Raw genomic sequence first — 20,410 nt, 5'->3', positions numbered from 1 at the left:
ATCCCAGAAAGGACACTGGCGCTTAGCGCGCCAGCAGTTGTTCCAGACGGTTGCCCACTCGTTGGGCACGATCGGCGACGTCGCCGATCCAGTCGATGATCTGATAGAGGAACATCACATCGACCGGGGGAAGGTCCTTCTCCAGCTTGAACAGGTTGCGGCGCACCTCGATCTGCAGCCGGTCGGTATCGTTTTCGATAACACCGAGTTCCTCGATCAGGGTTTCCACCAGCACGGCTTCGCGACCGGCAAAACCGGTCTCGAGCAGTTCGTCCAATTCGTTCATCGCCTTCAGCGCCTGGGCGCTGGCGTCTACGCTGCGCTGTACGTAGGTACGCACCAGCGGCTGCAATGGCTGCGGAATGGCCATCTGCCGACCGAGCATGAGGCCGGCGATGTCCTTGGCACGGTTGGCGACTTTGTCCTGTACACTGAGCAGCTCGAGCAGGTCCGAACGCGGCACCGGCAGGAACAGACTTTTGGGCAAGTGCAGGCGCACGCTTTTCTTCAGCTTGTCGGCCTCATGCTCCAGCCGGGACATCTCCTGTTGTACCTGTTCTACCTTGGCCCAGTCCTCGGCCATCACGGCCTCGAAGAAAGGCACCAGGTTCGCCGCACACTCGTGGGCCTTGGCGATATGCTGTTGCATGGGGCCGATGGGTGAGCGGCCGAACAGGCTGACAAAGGGATTGATAGGCATAGGGTAAGCCCCCGTTTTGAGAAGGTCGCAAGTATAGGGAGCGGCTTCGTCATTCGCCAGCGCGTGTCATCGGTCTGTCACATTTTTATAAAAGGCGATCAAGTCTCCACCATGGTCAAAGAAACCGAAATCAAACTGCGTGCCAGCCGCGCCACCCTGGCCGCCCTGCGCGAGCATCCGCTGCTGAAAAAGCGCAACAAGAGCGGCTGGCAGCGCGGCGAACTGTTCAACCAGTACTACGACACGCCGGATCGCGACCTGGCCCATGCCAAGGTCGCCCTGCGCCTGCGCCGCGATGGCGAACAATTCATCCAGACCCTGAAAAGCCGCGGCCAGAGCGTTGCCGGGCTGTCCGAGCGCAACGAGTGGGACTGGTACCTGAGCAAGGCCAAGCTCGACCTGAAAAAGCTCGACGACAGTTGCTGGCCGGCCAGCCTGGCCGAGCTGGACAAGAAAACCCTGCAACCGCTGTTCACCACCGACTTCGTCCGCGAGAAGGCCGAAATCGCCTGGGGCCGCGGCAAGGCCAAGGTGGTCATCGAAGCCGCACTGGACCAGGGCAAGGTGATCGCCGGCGAGGGCGAAGAAGAGATCTGCGAACTGGAGCTGGAACTGCGCCAGGGCGAACCTGCTGCGCTGCTGGAGTTGGCCTGCGAGCTCGCCGCCGAGCTGCCGCTGATGCCCTGCGATATCAGCAAGGCCGAACGCGGCTATCGTCTGTTCGATGCTGGCAGCTATAACCTCAGCCTGCCAGCACCCGAGCTGCAGGGTGAGATGAGCCTGGACGACGCTTTCGCCGCACTCGCCTGGCACCTGCTCGGCGCCAGCCAGCGCCTGGCCGAGCAATATCGCTGGAACGGCCACTGGAATCTGTTGCAGCAATGGCTGGAGCAACTGATCGATCTGCGCGCCCTGCTTGCCAGCCTCGGCCAGGCCGCACCGCGCGCCAGCTCACGCGAACTGCGCGAAGCCCTCGATGCCCTGCTCGACGACTGGCGCCCGCGTCTGGCAACCGGGCAGCACGACGACAGCATGCGCCGTAATGCGCCGGCACTGTTCGCCGCCGAGCTGGATGGCTGCCGCTGGGGCCTGCTGTCGCTGAAGCTGTCGCACTGGTTGCTGCAACGCAGCTGGACGCAAGCACGCAACAGCCGTGGCGATCGCCAGGGCAACGCAGCACTGGGTAACTGGCTGCCAACTCTGCTGGGCGAAGAAGGCACGGCCCTGCAGCTGCGCCGCTATCAGCAGCAGCCAGAGGATCTGGCCGAGCAGATGCCACGCCTGGAGCGCCTGCTGGTCTGGCTGCGCCTGGCGCGCGGCGTGCTGGAAGTGCCGGAGACTGACCGCCTGTATGGCGAGCTGAACAAGCTGTATGGCCTGGCACAGCAGGATCTGGATGACGAGCAGCGGCAACTGCGGGCAACTCAGACGCAGATCGTCAACAGCCTCAAGGCCTGGAAGGCACTGGTCAAATAGTGCCGGCGACAGCATGAAAAACGGGCCCTGCGGGGCCCGTTCTCGTTGCGCCTAATGTCGACGCCCTACTTCCAGGACGGGTTGCTGGTCTCGTCCATGGCCTGCTGCATGGCCTTCTTGCGTTTTTCCTCGGCGCGGTGGGCGAAGTACCAGGCCAGGAAGGTAGCGAACGACACCGCCAGCAGGATCAGGCTGGCCACCGCGTTGATCTCCGGTTTGACCCCCAGGCGTACGGCGGAGAAGATCTCCATCGGCAGCGTAGTCGAGCCAGGGCCGGAGACGAAGCTGGCCAGCACCAGGTCGTCCAGCGACAGGGCGAAGGACATCATCGCCCCCGCCGCCAGCGACGGCGCGATCATCGGCACAGTGATCAGGAAGAACACCTTCCACGGCCGTGCGCCCAGGTCCATGGCCGCCTCTTCGATGGACATGTCCAGCTCACGCAGGCGCGACGACACCACCACCGCCACATAGGCCGAGCAGAAGGTGGTGTGGGCGATCCAGATGGTGGTCATGCCGCGCTGCATCGGCCAGCCGATCAGTTGCGCCATCAGCACGAACAGCAGCAGCAGCGACAGACCGGTGATCACTTCCGGCATCACCAGCGGCGCAGTAACCAGGCCACCGAACAGCGTACGGCCCTTGAAGTGGGTGATGCGGGTCAGCACGAAAGCCGCCAGGGTGCCCAGCGCCACCGCCGCAATGGCGGTGTAGCAGGCGATTTCCAGCGAGCGCATCACCGAGTTCATCAGCTGGGTGTTGTCCAGCAGGCCGACGTACCACTTGACCGACCAACCACCCCACACCGTGACCAGCCGCGAGGCGTTGAACGAGTAGATGACTAGGATGACCATGGGCAGGTAGATAAATGCCAGACCGGCCCAGAGCATGACGCTGGAGAAACTGAAACGCTTCATGGGCGGCCCTCCAGCTCTTTAGCTCCGCTTCTGGTTGCAAAGCCGGTTGAAGAGAATGATGGGCTCACAGTGATTGAACGAATCATGGCCGCCCCTCCAGCTCTTTAGCCTGGTTACGGTTGAAGAGAATGATGGGCACGATCAGGATCGCCAGCATGACCACCGCCAGGGCGGATGCCACCGGCCAGTCGCGGTTGTTAAAGAACTCCTGCCACAGCACCTTGCCGATCATCAGGGTCTCCGGGCCGCCGAGCAGTTCGGGGATGACGAACTCACCGACCACCGGAATGAACACCAGCATGGAGCCGGCGATGATGCCGTTCTTCGACAGCGGCACGGTGATTTTCCAGAAGTTGTTGAAGTTGCTCGAGCCCAGATCGGAGGCGGCTTCCAGCAGGCTCAGATCATGCTTCACCAGGTTGGCGTAAAGCGGCAGGATCATGAACGGCAGGTAGGAATAAACCACGCCGATGTAGACCGCCGTGTTGGTATTGAGGATCTGCAGCGGCGTATCGATCAGACCGATGCCCATCAGCAGGCTGTTGAGCAGGCCGTTGTTGCCGAGAATGCCCATCCAGGCATAGACGCGGATCAGGATCGCGGTCCAGGTCGGCATCATGATCAGCAGCAGCAGGACGGTCTGGCGCTCCCTTGGGGCACGGGCGATGGCATAGGCCATCGGGTAGCCGATCACCAGGCACAGCAGCGTGCTGAAGAACGCCACCTTCAACGAACCCAGATAAGCCGACAGGTACAGCGCATCCTCGGTGAGGAAGATGTAGTTGCCGAAATTCAGCAGCAGGGTCAGCTTGTTGTCCGCCCACTGGTAGATTTCCGTGTAGGGTGGAATGGCCACGTCGGCTTCGGCGAAGCTGATCTTCAGCACGATGACGAACGGCAGCAGGAAGAACAGGAACAGCCAGAGGAAGGGTATGCCGATCACGGCATGCCGCCCACTGGGCAGATAGCGCGAGAGTTTGGCCAGTTTCATGATTGCAGTACCACGCCGCTGTCGTCTTCCCAGTACACCACCACCGGATCGTCCCAGGTCGGACGCTTGCCACGGCGCTCGGCGTTGGCAATGAAGCACTGCACCACCTGACCGGAAGTGAGCTTGACGTAGTACACCGAGTGACCGCCGAGGTAGGCGATGTCATGCACGTGGCCACGGCTCCAGTTGTACTCGGGGTGTTCGTGGTCATCCGGCAAGGCGGTGGCCATCAGCAGCTTTTCCGGGCGCAGGGCGTAGCTGACGGACTTGTTCTCGGCGCGGGTACTGACGCCATGACCGATGTAGATGGGCTTGTCCAGGTGCGGGCAGTCGATGATCGCGTGGTCGGCCTCGTCACTGGTGATCTGCCCGTCGAACAGGTTGACGCTGCCAATGAATTCGCACACCAGGCGGCTGGTCGGCGTCTCGTAGATATCGATCGGGCTACCGGTCTGGGCGATCCAGCCCAGGTGCATGATGGCGATGCGCTGGGCCATGGTCATGGCCTCTTCCTGGTCGTGGGTCACCATTACGCAGGTCACGCCGACGCGCTCGATGATTTCCACCAGCTCCAGCTGCATCTGCGAACGCAGCTTCTTGTCCAACGCGCCCATCGGCTCATCGAGCAGCAGCAGTTTCGGGCGCTTGGCCAGCGAGCGGGCCAGGGCCACGCGCTGACGCTGACCGCCGGAGAGCTGGTGCGGCTTGCGTTTGGCGTACTGGGTCATGTGCACCAGCTTGAGCATTTCGGCCACGCGCTCGTCGATCTCGGCCTTGGGCAGCTTGTCCTGCTGCAGGCCGAAGGCGATGTTCTGCGCCACGGTCATGTGCGGGAACAGCGCATAGGACTGGAACATCATGTTGATCGGCCGCTGGTACGGCGGCATGTCGGTGATGTCGACACCATCGAGGATGATGCGCCCTTCGGTCGGCCGCTCGAAACCGGCGAGCATGCGCAGCAGGGTCGACTTGCCCGAGCCGGAACCACCGAGCAGGGCGAAGATCTCACCCTTGTTGATGGTCAGCGAGACATCGTCAACGGCCACGGTCTCGTCGAATTTCTTAGTCACCCGATCGATCTTGACCAGCACCTCTTTCGGTGTCTGATCTCCCTCGAGGGCTTTTTTGTAGGCGCTGGAGGCAACAGCCATTATTGGAAAACTCCCGGAAGATTGTGCCCGGCCCTGCGGCCGGGCAGGAACGATTACTGACCCGACTTGACCTTGGTCCAGGTACGGGTCTTGAGGCGCTCGACTCGTGCTGGCAATTCAGCGGAGATGTACAGTTTGTCCAATACTGCTTGTGGCGGATAAACGGACGGATCGTTACGCACGTCCTCGTCCATGAACGCGTCCGCCTTGGTATTGGGGTTGGCATAGCCGACGTAGTCGCTGACTTCGGCGATCACCTCGGGCTCGAGCAGGAAGTTGATGAAGGCATGCGCCTGCTCGGCATTGGCCGAGTCGGCAGGGATGGCCATCATGTCGAACCAGAGGTTGGCGCCTTCCTTGGGAATCACGTAGGCGATGTCGATGCCCTTGCCTGCCTCGTCGGCACGGTCGGCAGCCTGCAGCACGTCGCCAGAGAAACCGGCTGCGATGCAGATGTTGCCATTGGCCAGGTCGCCGATGTACTTGGAGCTGTGGAAGTAGGTGACGTAGGGACGCACTTCCAGCAGCTTGGCCTCGGCCTTGGCGTAATCGTCGGGGTTGGTGCTGTTGGGGTCCAGGCCGAGGTAGTTGAGCATGGCCGGGATCATTTCATCGCCCGAATCGAGGAAGGCGACGCCGCACTGACTGAGTTTCTTGATGTTTTCCGGCTCGAACAGCACCGCCCAGGAGTCGATCTGGTCGACGCCGAGTACGCTATTGATCTTGTCGACGTTGTAGCCGATGCCGTTGGTACCCCACAGATAGGGCACGGCGTACTGATTGCCGGGGTCGTTGGTCTCCAGCTGCTTGAGCAGTGCCGGATCCAGGTTGCTCCAGTTCGGCAGGCGCGAACGGTCGAGCGCCTGGAAGGCGCCGGCACGAATCTGCTTGCCGAGAAAATGGTTGGAAGGTACCACCACGTCGTAGCCACTGCGGCCGGCGAGCAGTTTACCTTCGAGGGTTTCATTGGAGTCGAAGACGTCGTAGATCGGCTTGATAGCGGTTTTCGCCTCGAACTTGGCGAGCGTCTCTTCGCCGATGTAATCGCTCCAGTTGTAGATGTGCACGGTCTGCTGGGCCAATGCGGCTCCACTCAGGGTAGCGGCTGCCAGGGCGATCAGAGTCTTGGGCAGGGTTACTCGCACAGTTTCATCCTCGCTTTGGTGCGCCGCCAAAAAGCGCGGCACTTTATAGGAAAACGCGTTGGGAATCAGCGACTGCCAGATCGAGCTGCAGCATCAACGCTGAAGGCTCTCGGCCCGAACACGCGCACATCAATGGCCATCAGCATGGCCGATCAGGTATTGCTGGATGGCCTGGCGGGCAATACCCGCCAGGCCTGTACTGCTGCGATCAGCGACCGGACTTGATCTTGGTCCAGCTGCGGGTCATGTTGCGCTGCACCGCCGGCGCCAGGTCCGGGAAGGTGTAGATCTTCTTCAGCACTTCCGGCGTCGGGTATACGCCCGGGTCGGTACGCAGTGCTTCATCCACCAGCGGCGTGGCTGCGGCGTTGCCGTTGGGGAATTGCACGTAGTTGGTGATGTTGGCCATCACCGCTGGCTCCATCAGGTAGTTGAGGAAGACGTGGGCGGCCTCAACATTCTTGGCATCAGCCGGTACGGCGAGCATGTCGAAGAAGGAACCGGCGCCCTCTTTCGGAATGTTGTAACCGACCTGTACGCCGTTCTTCGCTTCCTCGGCGCGCGCCTTGCTCTGGTAGATATCGCCCGAATAGCCGATGGCGACGCAAATGTTGCCGTTGGCCAGGTCGGAGATGTACTTGGAGCTGTGGAAGTAGGCCACCGAAGGACGGATGGAGAGGAACAGCTCCTCGGCCTTCTTCAGCTCGTCAGCCTTGCTGCTGTCCGGGGCATAGCCCAGGTAGTGCAGCGCAGCCGGCAGAATCTCGGTCGGCGAGTCGAGGAAGGACACGCCGCACGACTTCAGCTTCTCCATGTTCTCCGGCTTGAACACCAGGTCCCAGGAGTCGACCGGCGCGTCTTCGCCGAGCACGGCCTTGACCTTCTCGACGTTGTAGCCGATGCCGATGGTGCCCCACATGTAGGGAATCGAGTACTGGTTGCCCGGATCGCTCGGCTCCAGCGCCTTGAGTAGATCCTTGTCCAGGTTCGACCAGTTCGGCAGCTTGGACTTGTCCAGCTTCTGGAACACGCCGGCCTTGATCTGCTTGGCCAGGAACGGGTTGGAGGGCACGACGACGTCGTAACCGGAGCTGCCGGCGAGCAACTTGGCTTCCAGCACTTCGTTGCTGTCGAAGACGTCGTAGACGACCTTGATGCCGGTTTCCTTCTCGAAATTGGCCAGGGTGTCTTCGGCGATGTAATCGCTCCAGTTGTAGACATGCAGCACTTTGTCGTCAGCCTGAGCAGCGCCTGCCACGGCTGCGGTCAGGGACAACGCGAGAAGGGTCTTGCCGAATGTTTTCATGCGTACAGCTCCTGTTGTTGTGTCGGTAGTCCAGAGGTCGCGCAAGCCATTGTCATCACAGCGGCTCACGCACTCTGGCGCAGTCTGGCAAGGTCATGGCACCGCTGACAACTTTCCGTGACTGCGGTCGTTCAGACCGACAGGTCACGCAAGGTCAGATCCAGGCACTTGCGTGCTTTTTCCAGTAGTTCGTCTATCTCTGCCGTGCTGATCACCAGCGGCGGCGCAATGATCATGGTGTCGCCCACGGCGCGCATGATCAGACCGTTATTAAAGCAGTGTCCGCGACAGACCATGCCGGCAGCCACGTCACTCGGGTAACGCTTGCGGCTGGCCTTGTCCTGCACCAGTTCGATGGCGCCGAGCATGCCGATACCGCGTACCTCGCCCACCAGCGGGTGATCCGCCAGCTCACGCAAACGACTCTGCAAATACGGTGCCGTTTGCGCTTTTACCCGCTCGACGATGCCTTCTTCCTTGAGAATGCGCAGGTTCTCCAGCCCCACCGCTGCCGCCACCGGGTGACCGGAGTAGGTGAAGCCGTGGTTGAAGTCGCCGTGCGCCTCGATCACCGCGAACACCTTGTCGCTGACGATCAACCCGCCCATCGGCACATAACCGCTGGTGAGGCCTTTGGCGATGGTCATCAGGTCAGGTTGCAAATCGTAATACTGGCTGCCAAACCACTCGCCGGTACGACCGAAACCGCAGATCACTTCGTCGGCGACGAAGAGAATGTCGTACTTGGCAAGGATTTCCTTGATGCGCGGCCAGTAGGTGTCCGGCGGGATGATCACACCGCCGGCACCCTGGATCGGCTCAGCGATAAAGGCCGCCACGTTTTCCTCGCCCAGTTCGAGAATCTTCTTCTCCAACTGGTCAGCCGCCCAGATACCGAAGGCTTCCGGGCTCATGTCACCGCCTTCACCAAACCAGTACGGCTGCGGGATATGGGCAATGCCCGGAATCGGCAGGTCGCCCTGCTCGTGCATGAACTTCATGCCGCCGAGGCTGGCGCCGGCCACGGTGGAGCCGTGGTAGCCGTTGTCGCGGCCGATGATGATCTTCTTCTGCGGTTGGCCTTTGCATACCCAGTAGTGGCGTACCAGGCGCAGCATGGTGTCGTTGCCTTCCGAACCCGAACCGGTGAAGAACACGTGGTTCATGCCAGCCGGCGCCAGCTGGGAAATGGCGTGGGCCAGCTCCAGCACCGGCGGGTGGGCGGTCTGGAAGAAGGTGTTGTAGAACGGCAGCTGCAACATCTGTTTGGAAGCAGCCGCGACCAGTTCCTCGCGGCCATAGCCGACGGCCACGCACCACAGGCCAGCCATGCCATCGAGGATCTTGTTGCCCTCGCTGTCCCACAGGTGCACACCTTTCGCTTCAGTGATGATGCGCGGGCCTTTTTCGGCCAGCTGCCTGTAATCACTGAACGGCGCCAGGTGATGGGCCTGGCTCAGCGCCTGCCAGTGCGCAGTCTTGGGATTGTTCGCTTGCTTGCTCATTACCACACCTTATCTGTTGGCCCTGCCGGCTCGCGGCGCTGTAGGGTGGGCCGGGCGGCGATCCGCTTCAGCGCGCTCAAGTAGGGTGGGCTTCAGCCCACCGAGTCGGCCTGCAATGGTGGGCTAAAGCCCACCCTACAGCTGCGCCGGACTAAACCGACAACAACAGGAACTCGCGCTCCCAGGAACTGATCACCCGCTTGAAGTTCTCGTGCTCGGCACGCTTGACCGCGACATAGCCACGGATGAATTTCTCGCCGAGGAATTTCTCGGCGTCCTTGCAGGCTTCCATGCGTTCCAGGGCACTTTCGATGGTCACCGGCAGGCGCAGGTTGCGCCGCTCGTAACCACGCCCCTTGACCGGCGCACCGGGCTTGACCCCGCCGACCATGCCCATGTAGCCGCACAGCAGCGTCGCCGCCAGCACCAGGTAAGGGTTGGCATCGGCCCCGGCCAGGCGGTTTTCCACACGGCGGTTCTGCGGGCTGGCCTCCGGCACGCGCAGGCCCACGGTGCGATTCTCCTCGCCCCATTCCACGTTCACCGGCGCCGAGGTATCGGGCAGGAAGCGGCGGAACGAGTTGACGTTCGGCGCGAACAGCGGCAACAGCTCGGGGATGTACTTCTGCAGGCCACCGATGTGGTGCAGGAACAGCTCGCTCATGGTGCCGTCGTCGTTGGAGAAGATGTTCTTGCCAGTCTTCAGATCAACCACGCTCTGGTGAATATGCATGGCGCTGCCCGGCTCGTCGGTGATCGGCTTGGCCATGAAGGTGGCTGCCACATCATGCTTGAGCGCGGCCTCACGCATGGTGCGCTTGAACACCAGAATCTGGTCGGCCAGGTGCAAGGCATCGCCATGACGGAAGTTGATTTCCATCTGCGCCGGGCCTTCTTCGTGGATCAGGGTATCCAGATCCAGGCCTTGCAGCTCGCACCAGTCGTACATGTCTTCGAACAGCGGGTCGAACTCGTTCGCCGCGTCGATGGAGAAGCTCTGACGACCGGTTTCCGGCCTGCCGGAACGCCCAACCGGCGCCACCAGAGGGAAGTCCGGGTCGCTGTTGCGCTTGGTCAGGTAGAACTCCATTTCCGGTGCGACGATGGGCTTCCAACCCTTGTCGGCGTACATCTGCAGCACTTTCTTGAGGATGTTGCGCGGCGACAGCTCGATGGGGTTGCCCTGCTTGTCGAAGGTGTCGTGAATCACCATGGCGGTGGGCTCGATGGCCCAGGGCACGACGAAGACAGCGTTGGCGTCCGGACGGCAGAACATGTCGATATCCGCCTCGTCGAGCAACTCGTAATAGATGTCGTCCTCGACGTAATCGCCCGTAACGGTCTGCAGCAGCACGCTCTCGGGCAGGCGCATGCCCTTCTCGTCGAGAAACTTGTTGGTCGGCGAGATCTTGCCACGGGCAATGCCGGTCAGGTCGCTGATCAGGCATTCGACTTCGGTGATTTTGCGTTCTTTCAGCCAGCTCGTGAGCTGGTCTAACTTGGTACTCATAGAGACCTCAGGGTTGTAGAACCTACTAGATGTATAGCCGGTTCAGCGTTGCACCGCCTTCCCCCTGCAAGCCTCACCAAAGGCCTGGAAGAAGACGAGATATTCGGGTGGATGCTACTAGGGGCAGAGCACCTCCGACACCCGAGTTTGCATACCAGGCAAAGAAAACTGCGCCTCCTTGGACAGTTGCAGCAATGCCTCTGACGCGCGCAATGGCGGGCATGCGACAGCTTCGGTACATGCAGCAGGCGTCGCACTGGCCCGCACAGGCGGCCGACAGGGGCGCGCCATGGCGTCGTGTGCGCTATCGTGCAGGTTATCGAACGGAGAGAAAGCCCGATCAGGCAGGCCGAGCGGCGCTGCAAGGGCGAAAAGGCAAGACTGCGACGTCACACCCTGGCGAGGCGCACTGGTACGGGTAGCTCGCCGCTTGCGCACACTCATTTCGAGGCCGCGCAAGGCATTGGCAAAACCCGTGACACTGCTACAAACGCTGACGCCGGTGGTCGGCAGGCAAAACATGGGGCACCCGTATTATTGCTGTTAGTGGGTTTGAGCCGAGCTTAGCTTTGTTCATTTTTTTACACAATAGCTCTGTAAAAAATTGAACACACCCCACTGAGCAGCCCGGCCGCTCAGCCTCCGAGGCGCACTGAAAGGCTCTGAAATGCCCCAAAAATGGCCATGATGCTCCAACGCAGGGCACGACGGGGCCAGCTTGACAGTAAAGTGCGTTTCGGATTGACTCACACCCATGCAGTCGCATGATTGATATATTTAACAAAAAGGTGTTGCATCATGTCGGTACCCCCGCGTGCCGTTCAGCTCAATGAAGCGAACGCGTTCCTCAAGGAACATCCCGAGGTCCAGTTCGTCGACCTTCTTATTGCAGATATGAATGGTGTGGTGCGCGGCAAGCGCATCGACCGCAATGCCCTGCACAAGGTGTACGAGAAAGGTATCAACCTGCCGGCCTCGCTCTTTGCCCTGGACATCAACGGCTCCACCGTCGAAAGCACCGGCCTCGGCCTGGACATCGGCGACGCCGACCGTATTTGCTTCCCCATCCCCAATACCCTGTGCAACGAACCCTGGCAGAAGCGCCCGACCGCGCAACTGCTGATGACCATGCACGAGCTGGACGGCACGCCTTTCTTCGCCGACCCACGCGAGGTATTGCGCCAGGTGGTGCAGAAGTTCGACGAACTGGGCCTGCGCATCTGCGCAGCCTTCGAACTGGAGTTCTACCTGATCGACCAGGAGAACGTGAACGGCCGCCCACAGCCGCCGCGCTCGCCGATCTCCGGCAAGCGCCCGCATTCCACCCAGGTCTATCTGATCGACGACCTCGACGAGTACGTCGACTGCCTGCAGGACATGCTCGAAGCCGCCAAGGAACAGGACATCCCGGCCGACGCCATCGTCAAGGAAAGCGCCCCGGCACAGTTCGAGGTCAACCTGCATCACGTCGAAGACGCCATCAAGGCCTGCGACTATGCGCTACTGCTCAAGCGCCTGATCAAGAACATCGCCTACGACCATGAGATGGATTCCACCTTCATGGCCAAGCCCTACCCGGGCCAGGCGGGCAACGGTCTGCACGTGCACATCTCGCTGCTGGACAAGAAGACCGGCAAGAACATCTTCGCCGCCGACGATCCGCTGCAGAACAGCTCGCTGCGCCATGCCGTGGGCGGCATTCTCGACACCATGGCCGCGTCGATGGCCTTCCTCTGCCCCAACGTCAACTCCTACCGCCGCTTCGGCGCGCAGTTCTACGTGCCCAACGCACCGAGCTGGGCACTGGACAACCGCACCGTGGCCGTTCGCATCCCCACCGGCAGTCCGGATGCCGTGCGCATCGAACACCGCGTAGCCGGCGCCGACGCCAACCCCTACCTGATGCTGGCGTCGATCCTCGCCGGTATCCACCACGGCCTGACCAACCAGATCGAGCCGGGCGAGCCGATCGAAGGCAACTCTTACGAGCAGCTCGAGCCCAGCCTGCCGAACAACCTGCGTGACGCCCTGCGCGAGCTGGACGACAGCGAGGTGATGAACAAGTACATCGACTCGAAGTACATCGACATCTTCGTCGCCTGCAAGGAAGCCGAGCTGCAAGAGTTCGAGACCACCATCTCCGACCTCGAGTACAACTGGTACCTGCATACCGTGTAAGCGCAGAAGCCGCCCACACCCGCTCAAGAGTGCCGGGCGGCTCAGCCTGCTTGCCCAAGTGACCGCGCCTGACGTCCAATAGCGCCTCACAACCGAGGAGCTTGTTCATGTCGCGCACTGCCAGCCCGCGCAAACCCCGCGCCAGCAGCCAGGCGAGGATCGTCCAGATCCTCACGGCAGCGCGCGAGCTGCTGGCCGAGCAAGGCATGGCCACCCTGTCGATCTACACAGTGGCTGAACGCGCCGGCATCCCGCCCTCGTCGATCTACCATTTCTTCGCCAGCGTACCGGCCCTGCTCGAAGGGCTGACCGCCGACGTGCATGCAGCCTTTCGCGCCAGCCTGCAGCAGCCGATCGATCACACTGCCCTGCGTAGCTGGCACGACCTCTCGCGCCTGATCGAGCAGCGCATGCTGGCCATCTATGCCGAGGATGCTGCAGCGCGCCAACTGATCCTGGCACAGCACGGCCTGGCCGAAGTGACTCAGGCCGATCAGCAGCACGACCTGGAATTGGGCCGATTGATGCATGCACTGTTCGATCGTCACTTCCCCCTGCCGCAATTGCCGAAGGATATCGACGTTTTCAACCTGGCGATGTCGCTGGGTGATCGTGTTTATGCGCGTTCCGTGCAGTTGCACGGCCACATCACCCCGCGCCTGGCCGAAGAAGGCATGCGCGTGTTCGATGCCTACCTCGGCCTGTACCTCCCGCCCGCCCTGCCCAAGCGCCCCGAGCCGTTGGCCTGATTTCCCCCAGCCTGCGCCTTAACAAACCTGACACCGCCGGTTCGCGCCCCACCCTCTGTCACAAATAAGTCTGCTGCCGGCCCGCTATACGTCGCGGATGAGCCCGCGCCCGAACCCGACCAAACGCAGATATTTATTCGATAAAAATCTGCTAACTTTGGCTTTCAAGATCAAATACCACTTTCATATTCGATTTTTATCGAATATAAATCGACCATCCAGCCTTGGTCGAACTTCCACCATGGCGCCCCGCGCAGGCCGATATCAGGCCTCATATCACTCCAAGAGGTGCTTTATGTCCCGTATCGTCACCGTTGCCGCGACCCAGATGGCCTGCTCCTGGGATACTCCTGCGAACATCGCCAATGCCGAGAAGCTGGTGCGTCAAGCGGCAGCCCAGGGCGCGCAGATCATCCTGATTCAGGAGCTGTTCGAGACACCCTACTTCTGCCAGAAGCCCAATGCCGACTACACCCAGCTGGCCACCACGGTCGAGGACAACCCGGCCATTGCGCACTTCAGCAAGGTCGCGGCGGAACTGAAGGTGGTGCTGCCGATCAGCTTCTTCGAGCGCGCCGGTCGCGCCCGTTTCAACAGCATCACCATCCTCGATGCCGACGGCACGAACCTCGGGATTTATCGGAAAAGCCATATCCCCGACGGCCCCGGCTATCACGAGAAGTACTACTTCAACCCGGGCGATACCGGCTTCAAGGTCTGGGATACCGCCTATGCGCGCATCGGCGTGGGCATCTGCTGGGATCAGTGGTTCCCGGAGTGCGCACGCAGCATGGCGCTGATGGGCGCGGAAATCCTCTTCTACCCCACCGCCATCGGCAGCGAACCGCACGACGCCAGCATCAATTCACGCGAGCACTGGCAGCGCGTACAGCAGGGCCATGCCGGCGCCAACCTGATGCCGCTGGTGGCAAGCAACCGCATCGGCCGCGAGGAACAGGACGGCTACGCCATCACCTTCTACGGCAGTTCGTTCATCGCCGACCAGTTCGGCGAGAAGGTCGAGGAGCTGAACCAGACCGAGGAAGGCGTGCTGGTGCACAGCTTCGATCTGACCGAGCTGGAGAAGGTGCGTACCGCCTGGGGTGTGTTCCGCGACCGCCGGCCGAACCTATACTGGCCGCTTTCCACGCTCGATGGCGAAAGCCTGTCCGAATGAACGTAGCCCGGATGCAATCCGGGGCTTTTTCTCACGACTCCCCGGATTGCATCCGGGCTACAGGTGAAACATGACCACGCTGAACACCACACCACGCGCCGATGGTTTCCATATGCCCGCCGAATGGGCGCCGCACAGCCAGACCTGGATGGTCTGGCCCGAGCGTCCGGACAACTGGCGCAACGGCGGCAAGCCGGCGCAGGCGGCCTTCACCGCCGTGGCCAAGGCCATCGCCCAGTTCGAGCCGGTGACCGTCTGCGTCAGCGCCGCGCAGTATGAAAACGCCCGCGCCCGCCTGGACGATGACAACATCCGCCTGGTGGAAATCACCACCGACGATGCCTGGGTACGCGATACCGGGCCGACCTTCGTGATCAACGACAGCGGCGACGTGCGCGGCGTGGACTGGGCCTTCAACGCCTGGGGCGGCTTCGACGGCGGCCTGTACTGGCCCTGGCTGCGTGATGATCAGGTGGCGCGCAAGATCCTTGAGATCGAAGGCTGCAAGCGCTACCGCACCGAAGGGTTCGTGCTCGAAGGCGGCTCGATCCATGTCGACGGCGAAGGCACCCTGATCACCACCGAAGAGTGCCTGCTGAACCGCAACCGCAACCCGCACCTGTCGCGTGAAGAGATCGAGGCTGTGCTGCACGAGCACCTGGCCATCGACACGGTGATCTGGCTGCCGGACGGCCTGTACAACGACGAGACCGATGGCCACGTCGACAACTTCTGCTGCTACGTACGTCCGGGTGAAGTGCTGCTGGCCTGGACCGATGATCAGAACGATCCCAACTACCCGCGCTGTCAGGCCGCCATGCGCGTGCTGGAAAGCGCGCGCGACGCCAAAGGTCGTCAGCTGACCGTGCACAAGATGCCGATCCCGGGCCCACTGCACGCCACTGCCGAGGAGTGCGCCGGCGTCGACATGGTCGAAGGCAGCCAGGAGCGCAGCCCGGAGGTGCGCCTGGCCGGTTCCTACGTCAACTTCCTCATCGTCAACGGCGGCATCGTCGCGCCCAGCTTCGATGACCCGAAGGACGAAGAGGCGCACGCCATCCTGGAGCGCGTGTTCCCCGAGCATCGCGTGGTGATGGTGCCGGGCCGCGAGATTCTACTCGGCGGCGGCAATATCCATTGCATCACCCAGCAACAACCCAAAGGCTAGCGCGCCAACTCCGGCGGGAGTCACTCGCCGCCCACGAAACGATAACGCCCGGCATATGCCGGGCGTTATCGTTACAGCCTGCTCACTCGAACGGCTGCGGCCTTGGCGTATCGTTGTTCGACGGCGGCAGGATCGGTAGGGCAAAACTCGGCTGCTCGCCGGTCAGGGTCTTGAGGAAGGCGGTGATCTTGCCAATATCGCCTTCGCTCAGCTGCCGGCCGAGCTGCAGGCGCGCCATGATGTCCACCGACTCTTCCAGCTTCCAGTAGGCACCGTCGTGGAAGTAGGGATAGGTCAGTTCGACGTTGCGCAGGGTCGGCACCTTGAACTTGAAGCGGTCGGCATCCTTGCCAGTCAGACCGGCAACGCCTTCGGCGGGGTTGCTGGTTTCATAGGGTTCTACCAGGCCCATCTTCTGGAACGAGTTGCCGCCCAGCGCCGGGCCGTTGTGGCAAGCCACGCAGCCGATGGACTTGAACAGCTCGTAACCTTCCAGCTCGGTCTTGGTGATGGCCTCAGCATCCCCCTTGAGCCACAGGTCGAAACGCGAGTTGGGCGTGACCAGGGTCTTCTCGAACTCGGCGATAGCATCGGTCACTTCGTCCAGGGTGATCTCGTCGGTTTTGTACACGGCCTTGAACGACTCGCGGTATTGCGGGATCGAGCGCAGCACGTCGACGGCGAGAATGTGGGTAAAGGCCATTTCCATCGGGTTGGCGATAGGGCCGGCGGCCTGTTCCTTGAGGTCGGCGGCGCGGCCATCCCAGAACTGCGCGAGGTTGAGACTGGAATTGAGCACGGTCGGTGAATTGATCGGCCCTTGCTGCCAGTTGTGGCCGATTGAGCTCGGCAGGTTGTCGCTGCCCCCCATCGACAGGTTGTGGCAGGAGTTGCAAGAAATGAACCCCGAGCGCGACAGGCGCGGGTCGAAGAAGAGCTGCTTGCCCAGCTCCACCTTGGCCGGATCAGTGATCTCGGCCGGTGCGATCGGCTCGACGGGTTCATTGGCCGGTAGATTGGCCCAGGCGCTGGCGCCCAAACACAATCCGGCCAGCAGGGTCAGAGTGCGCATGTGTGTATCTCCTCAGGTATTGGCTGTTCAGGTTATGTCTCGACCATGCCCAGCGCACACCCGGGGCGACTTGATCTGCATCAAGTCGCATGCGCATCTCGCCTCAGTGGATATGTTTCATTTCATTTTGCAGGTGTTGATACCCAGCAATGGATACGCCGGGCAGAAACGGAAGATGCCGGTCGCCAGTGGCACCACACCGATCCAACCCCACAGACCGATGACACCGGCAAGACTCAGCGCGATAAGAATCAGACCTGCGGCGATGCGCAGACTGCGGTCGAGCGTTCCAACATTGGCTTTCATCGAGGTTCTCCAGGTCAACGTCCGCGCCGGCCTTCCAGCGCAGTAAAGATCAGCATGCCGGCGAGCATCGCCGCGACGAACAGCAACACCTGCCAGTGCCCGGTCAGCAGGATGGCCACGGCCGGTCCCGGACAGATGCCGGCAATCCCCCAACCGACGCCGAACAGCAGGCTGCCGCCAATCAGGCGAGCATCGACATCACGACGCGTCGGCAACTGCATGGCGCCGCCCAGCAAGGCTCGGGCACGCCGCTGCGCCAGACTCAACGGCAACGCGGCGACAGCAATGGCGCCAATCATCACCAGCGCCAGCGACGGATCCCAATGACCGGCCAGATCAAGAAAAACCAGCACCTTGGCCGGATCGGCCATGCCCGCCAGCAGCAAGCCCAGGCCAAACAGCAGGCCACAGGTGAATGCACTGAGTCTGGCCATGTTCAGCCTCCCAGGAGATGACGCAGGACAAAGACCGTGGCGAAACCCGTCGCCATGAAACACAGGGTTGCCAGCAGCGAGCGCGGCGACAGCCGGGAAATGCCGCAAACGCCATGGCCACTGGTACAGCCCGAGCCATATCGCGTGCCGATACCGACCAGCAGCCCGGCTACGATCAGGCCCAGGCTGTCCGCCTCGAAATCAATGGGCGGCAGTGCCGCGAATACGCCCCAGAGCGAGGGCGCCAGCAGCAGACCAAGGAGAAATGCGGCCTTTTCCCCACGCCCTTCTGCGCCGCGCTGCAGCAGGCTGCCAAGCAGGCCGCTGATGCCAGCCACGCGGCCATTGAGCAGCGCGAACAGCGAGGCCGCCAGACCGATCAGGGCGCCGCCAGCCAGGGCGCTCCAGGGCGTGAATCCAACCCAGTCGATGGTCATTGCCGATCCTCACAAAACAGCCGATACAGCGTCTCGATCACCGCCAACGCGGCCGGGCTGCTGATGCGGTAGAAGATCTGCTTGCCGTCACGGCGAGTATCCACCAGCCCCTCACGACGCAGCACGGCGAGCTGTTGCGACAACGTCGGCTGTTGAATGCCGAGCAATGCCTCCAGCTCACTGACATTGCGCTCGCCCTGCGACAGTTGACAGAGCAGCAACAGACGATCCGGATTGGCCAGCGCCTTGAGCAACTGCCCGGCAGCGTCGGCATTGGCACGCAGTTGCTGGATATCGATGGATTCGACCATGCAACACCTTCACTTAACACAATATCTATTATTATATATTGTATTTCTTGAAAGTGTTGGCAATACGACAAACGGTCATCCGGGCTACATGGCTGAAAACGACAGCGCGCCATACGCCAGAAATGCGAAAACCCGCCTTGGCGGGTTTTCTCAGTGTTGCGGATGAATCAGGCGTCGGCGTCAGCGGCGGCCTGATAGGCTGCGGCATCGAGCAGCTTGTCCAGCTCGCTGACAGCGCTCGGCTTGAGCTTGAAGAACCAACTGCCGTATGGGTCGCTGTTGACGCTCTCCGGGCTGTCCGTCAGGGCTTCGTTGATGGCGATCACTTCGCCGCCAACCGGGGCATAGATGTCGGAAGCGGCCTTGACCGACTCCACCACACCGGCCTCCTGACCGGCGTTCAGCTGCTTGCCGACTTCCGGCAGCTCGATGAACACCACGTCGCCAAGCGCTTCCTGGGCGTGGTCGGAAATACCTACGGTCACGCTGCCATCGGCCTCCAGGCGCGCCCACTCATGGCTGGCGGCATAACGCAGATCGGCGGGGATATTGCTCATGTGTCATTCCTCTAGGCGATGGCGACCAACGGGTCGCCAGGACAATTTAGCAGGCTGCAGTGGCGACCGTGCGCCACCGGGCCCATTCAGATCAGCGTTTTGCCGTTACGCACGAACCCCGGCTGCACCACACGCACCGGGTACCACTTGCCACGGATCTCCACCTCGGCCCGCTCACCGGTGGCTGCCGGTACACGCGCCAGGGCGATGGACTTGTTCAGCGTAGGCGAGAAGCTGCCACTGGTGATCTCACCGTCGCCGACACCAGCCACCCGCACCACCTGATGGGCACGCAACACGCCACGTTCTTCCAGCACCAGACCGACCAGCTTGCTCGGGCAGCCGACGGCGCGTTGTGCCTCCAGCGGCACACGACCGATAAAGTCACGCGCAGCGGGTTCCCAGGCGATGGTCCAGGCCATGTTGGCGAGCAGCGGGCTGACCTGCTCGTCCATGTCCTGGCCATACAGGTTCATGCCCGCTTCCAGGCGCAGGGTGTCACGCGCGCCCAGGCCAATCGGCGAAATACCGGCACCGACCAAATCGTTGAAAAAAGACACCACCTCTGCCGCCGGCAGCACGATCTCCAGACCATCCTCGCCGGTATAACCCGTACGCGCGATGAACCAGTCAGCCTCTGGCAGCCCCTGGAACGGCTTGAGCTCGTGAATCAGCGCGGCACGGGCCTGGGTCACCAGCTCGGCGACACGGGCACGGGCCTTGGGGCCTTGAATGGCCAAAACCGCGAGGTCGCGGCGCTCGCGCACTTCGACAGCGAACTCGGCGGTCTGGGCGTGCATCCAGGCCAGGTCCTTGTCGCGAGTCCCCGCATTGAGCACCAGGCGGTAGCCCGGTGCCGGAGAAGAAGAGCCGGTCAGGTAGACGATCAGGTCATCGATCACCCCGCCCTGCTCGTTGAGCATGGCGCTGTACAGCGCCTTGCCAGGCGTCTGCAGGCGCGCCACGTCATTGGCCAGCAGGCGCTGCAGGTAGGCCTGCGCCTGCTCACCACTGACGTCCACCACGCACATGTGCGAGACATCGAATACGCCGCACTCGCGGCGCACCTGATGATGTTCCTCGACTTGCGAACCATAGTGCAGCGGCATGTCCCAGCCGCCGAAATCCACCATCTTGGCCCCCAACGCCACATGCAGGTCATAGAGGGGGGTGCGCTGTCCCATGGGTTATATCTCCTTCCGGGCTTGGCGAAGCGATTCAGACCCCCGAGAAGCTAGCTGCGTTGCCATTGCTGCGTTACAGCCAGGCTCAAAATGCTCATGTGCAGAAGCACACTCCGCTTTTTCGCCTTGCTGCGCC

At 61.9% G+C, this 20,410-nt stretch carries 20 protein-coding genes; 5 read left to right on the top strand and 15 right to left on the bottom strand.

Features of this window, described 5'->3' with window-relative positions:
• Positions 1-22 precede the first annotated feature (22 nt).
• Positions 23-700: a TIGR00153 family protein gene (locus tag J7655_RS02060; RefSeq protein WP_230926344.1), complete on the bottom strand. Its 678-nt coding sequence runs from the start codon at positions 698-700 to the stop codon at positions 23-25.
• 111 nt (positions 701-811) lie between these two features.
• Between J7655_RS02060 and J7655_RS02055 the strand changes: the two genes are divergently transcribed.
• Entirely contained in the window at positions 812-2,176 is a 1,365-nt protein-coding gene (locus J7655_RS02055) for a CYTH domain-containing protein (RefSeq protein WP_230926343.1), read from the top strand.
• 65 nt (positions 2,177-2,241) lie between these two features.
• Here the strand turns inward: J7655_RS02055 and J7655_RS02050 are convergent, their stop codons facing one another.
• The 7 genes from J7655_RS02050 to J7655_RS02020 form a co-directional block, all read right to left on the bottom strand.
• On the bottom strand, positions 2,242-3,093 hold the full coding sequence (locus J7655_RS02050) for an ABC transporter permease subunit (protein WP_230926342.1): 852 nt from the start codon (positions 3,091-3,093) through the stop codon (positions 2,242-2,244).
• 82 nt (positions 3,094-3,175) lie between these two features.
• A complete protein-coding gene (locus J7655_RS02045; RefSeq protein WP_230927652.1) occupies positions 3,176-4,057 on the bottom strand; it encodes an ABC transporter permease subunit in 882 nt (293 codons plus the stop codon).
• Between the two features lie 23 nt (positions 4,058-4,080).
• On the bottom strand, positions 4,081-5,235 hold the full coding sequence (gene potA / locus J7655_RS02040) for a polyamine ABC transporter ATP-binding protein (protein ID WP_169970888.1): 1,155 nt from the start codon (positions 5,233-5,235) through the stop codon (positions 4,081-4,083).
• Between the two features lie 53 nt (positions 5,236-5,288).
• A complete protein-coding gene (locus J7655_RS02035) occupies positions 5,289-6,380 on the bottom strand; it encodes a polyamine ABC transporter substrate-binding protein (RefSeq protein WP_230926341.1) in 1,092 nt (363 codons plus the stop codon).
• 208 nt (positions 6,381-6,588) lie between these two features.
• Positions 6,589-7,686 carry an extracellular solute-binding protein gene (locus J7655_RS02030; RefSeq protein WP_230926340.1) on the bottom strand — a complete coding sequence of 366 codons (1,098 nt, stop codon included), beginning with the start codon at positions 7,684-7,686 and terminating at the stop codon, positions 6,589-6,591.
• Between the two features lie 131 nt (positions 7,687-7,817).
• A complete protein-coding gene (locus J7655_RS02025) occupies positions 7,818-9,191 on the bottom strand; it encodes an aspartate aminotransferase family protein (RefSeq protein WP_230926339.1) in 1,374 nt (457 codons plus the stop codon).
• A gap of 151 nt (positions 9,192-9,342) precedes the next feature.
• On the bottom strand, positions 9,343-10,701 hold the full coding sequence (locus J7655_RS02020) for a glutamine synthetase family protein (protein WP_230926338.1): 1,359 nt from the start codon (positions 10,699-10,701) through the stop codon (positions 9,343-9,345).
• Positions 10,702-11,499: 798 nt separating this feature from the next.
• Here J7655_RS02020 and J7655_RS02015 point away from each other — a divergent pair.
• From J7655_RS02015 to aguA, 4 genes are all read left to right on the top strand, one after another.
• Positions 11,500-12,879, top strand: coding sequence for a glutamine synthetase family protein (locus tag J7655_RS02015; protein WP_230926337.1), 1,380 nt, complete (start codon positions 11,500-11,502; stop codon positions 12,877-12,879).
• A gap of 107 nt (positions 12,880-12,986) precedes the next feature.
• The gene (locus J7655_RS02010) at positions 12,987-13,628 is read left to right on the top strand and encodes a TetR/AcrR family transcriptional regulator (protein ID WP_230926336.1); all 642 of its coding nucleotides are present in this window, start codon (positions 12,987-12,989) and stop codon (positions 13,626-13,628) included.
• Between the two features lie 295 nt (positions 13,629-13,923).
• Positions 13,924-14,805, top strand: coding sequence for an N-carbamoylputrescine amidase (gene aguB, locus J7655_RS02005; RefSeq protein WP_230926335.1), 882 nt, complete (start codon positions 13,924-13,926; stop codon positions 14,803-14,805).
• Positions 14,806-14,875: 70 nt separating this feature from the next.
• Positions 14,876-15,973, top strand: a complete 1,098-nt coding sequence (gene aguA / locus J7655_RS02000; RefSeq protein WP_230926334.1) for an agmatine deiminase — start codon at positions 14,876-14,878, stop codon at positions 15,971-15,973.
• Between the two features lie 82 nt (positions 15,974-16,055).
• On the opposite strand, the gene J7655_RS01995 is transcribed toward aguA, so the two are convergent.
• From J7655_RS01995 to gcvT, 7 genes are all read right to left on the bottom strand, one after another.
• A complete protein-coding gene (locus J7655_RS01995) occupies positions 16,056-17,045 on the bottom strand; it encodes a cytochrome-c peroxidase (RefSeq protein WP_125874199.1) in 990 nt (329 codons plus the stop codon).
• A gap of 117 nt (positions 17,046-17,162) precedes the next feature.
• A complete protein-coding gene (locus tag J7655_RS01990; protein ID WP_074857615.1) occupies positions 17,163-17,351 on the bottom strand; it encodes a YgaP family membrane protein in 189 nt (62 codons plus the stop codon).
• A 14-nt stretch (positions 17,352-17,365) separates the two neighbouring features.
• On the bottom strand, positions 17,366-17,785 hold the full coding sequence (locus J7655_RS01985) for a DUF6691 family protein (protein WP_230926333.1): 420 nt from the start codon (positions 17,783-17,785) through the stop codon (positions 17,366-17,368).
• Positions 17,786-17,787: 2 nt separating this feature from the next.
• Positions 17,788-18,222, bottom strand: a complete 435-nt coding sequence (locus J7655_RS01980) for a YeeE/YedE family protein (protein WP_230926332.1) — start codon at positions 18,220-18,222, stop codon at positions 17,788-17,790.
• Entirely contained in the window at positions 18,219-18,533 is a 315-nt protein-coding gene (locus J7655_RS01975) for an ArsR/SmtB family transcription factor (RefSeq protein ID WP_230926331.1), read from the bottom strand. The genes J7655_RS01980 and J7655_RS01975 overlap by 4 nt, the downstream gene beginning before the upstream one ends.
• A gap of 167 nt (positions 18,534-18,700) precedes the next feature.
• Complete coding sequence (gene gcvH / locus J7655_RS01970) at positions 18,701-19,090, bottom strand: glycine cleavage system protein GcvH (protein ID WP_147810131.1); 390 nt, start codon at positions 19,088-19,090, stop codon at positions 18,701-18,703.
• Positions 19,091-19,176: 86 nt separating this feature from the next.
• Positions 19,177-20,274, bottom strand: coding sequence for a glycine cleavage system aminomethyltransferase GcvT (gene gcvT, locus J7655_RS01965; RefSeq protein ID WP_230926330.1), 1,098 nt, complete (start codon positions 20,272-20,274; stop codon positions 19,177-19,179).
• Positions 20,275-20,410 lie beyond the last annotated feature (136 nt).

This window comes from Pseudomonas wenzhouensis, assembly GCF_021029445.1.
Lineage (GTDB): Bacteria > Pseudomonadota > Gammaproteobacteria > Pseudomonadales > Pseudomonadaceae > Aquipseudomonas > Aquipseudomonas wenzhouensis.
Note: the sequence above shows the minus strand (reverse complement) of the source record. Positions and strands in the feature narration are given on the sequence as shown.

What these genes read in the sequence shown, in the direction of transcription:
- J7655_RS02060 (WP_230926344.1), bottom strand. Translation starts at nt 700, where the DNA reads ATGCCTATCAATCCCTTTGTCAGCCTGTTCGGCCGCTCACCCATCGGC.
- J7655_RS02055 (WP_230926343.1), top strand. Translation starts at nt 812, where the DNA reads ATGGTCAAAGAAACCGAAATCAAACTGCGTGCCAGCCGCGCCACCCTG.
- J7655_RS02050 (WP_230926342.1), bottom strand. Translation starts at nt 3,093, where the DNA reads ATGAAGCGTTTCAGTTTCTCCAGCGTCATGCTCTGGGCCGGTCTGGCA.
- potA (WP_169970888.1), bottom strand. Translation starts at nt 5,235, where the DNA reads ATGGCTGTTGCCTCCAGCGCCTACAAAAAAGCCCTCGAGGGAGATCAG.
- J7655_RS02030 (WP_230926340.1), bottom strand. Translation starts at nt 7,686, where the DNA reads ATGAAAACATTCGGCAAGACCCTTCTCGCGTTGTCCCTGACCGCAGCC.
- J7655_RS02025 (WP_230926339.1), bottom strand. Translation starts at nt 9,191, where the DNA reads ATGAGCAAGCAAGCGAACAATCCCAAGACTGCGCACTGGCAGGCGCTG.
- J7655_RS02020 (WP_230926338.1), bottom strand. Translation starts at nt 10,701, where the DNA reads ATGAGTACCAAGTTAGACCAGCTCACGAGCTGGCTGAAAGAACGCAAA.
- J7655_RS02015 (WP_230926337.1), top strand. Translation starts at nt 11,500, where the DNA reads ATGTCGGTACCCCCGCGTGCCGTTCAGCTCAATGAAGCGAACGCGTTC.
- J7655_RS02010 (WP_230926336.1), top strand. Translation starts at nt 12,987, where the DNA reads ATGTCGCGCACTGCCAGCCCGCGCAAACCCCGCGCCAGCAGCCAGGCG.
- aguB (WP_230926335.1), top strand. Translation starts at nt 13,924, where the DNA reads ATGTCCCGTATCGTCACCGTTGCCGCGACCCAGATGGCCTGCTCCTGG.
- aguA (WP_230926334.1), top strand. Translation starts at nt 14,876, where the DNA reads ATGACCACGCTGAACACCACACCACGCGCCGATGGTTTCCATATGCCC.
- J7655_RS01995 (WP_125874199.1), bottom strand. Translation starts at nt 17,045, where the DNA reads ATGCGCACTCTGACCCTGCTGGCCGGATTGTGTTTGGGCGCCAGCGCC.
- J7655_RS01990 (WP_074857615.1), bottom strand. Translation starts at nt 17,351, where the DNA reads ATGAAAGCCAATGTTGGAACGCTCGACCGCAGTCTGCGCATCGCCGCA.
- J7655_RS01985 (WP_230926333.1), bottom strand. Translation starts at nt 17,785, where the DNA reads ATGGCCAGACTCAGTGCATTCACCTGTGGCCTGCTGTTTGGCCTGGGC.
- J7655_RS01980 (WP_230926332.1), bottom strand. Translation starts at nt 18,222, where the DNA reads ATGACCATCGACTGGGTTGGATTCACGCCCTGGAGCGCCCTGGCTGGC.
- J7655_RS01975 (WP_230926331.1), bottom strand. Translation starts at nt 18,533, where the DNA reads ATGGTCGAATCCATCGATATCCAGCAACTGCGTGCCAATGCCGACGCT.
- gcvH (WP_147810131.1), bottom strand. Translation starts at nt 19,090, where the DNA reads ATGAGCAATATCCCCGCCGATCTGCGTTATGCCGCCAGCCATGAGTGG.
- gcvT (WP_230926330.1), bottom strand. Translation starts at nt 20,274, where the DNA reads ATGGGACAGCGCACCCCCCTCTATGACCTGCATGTGGCGTTGGGGGCC.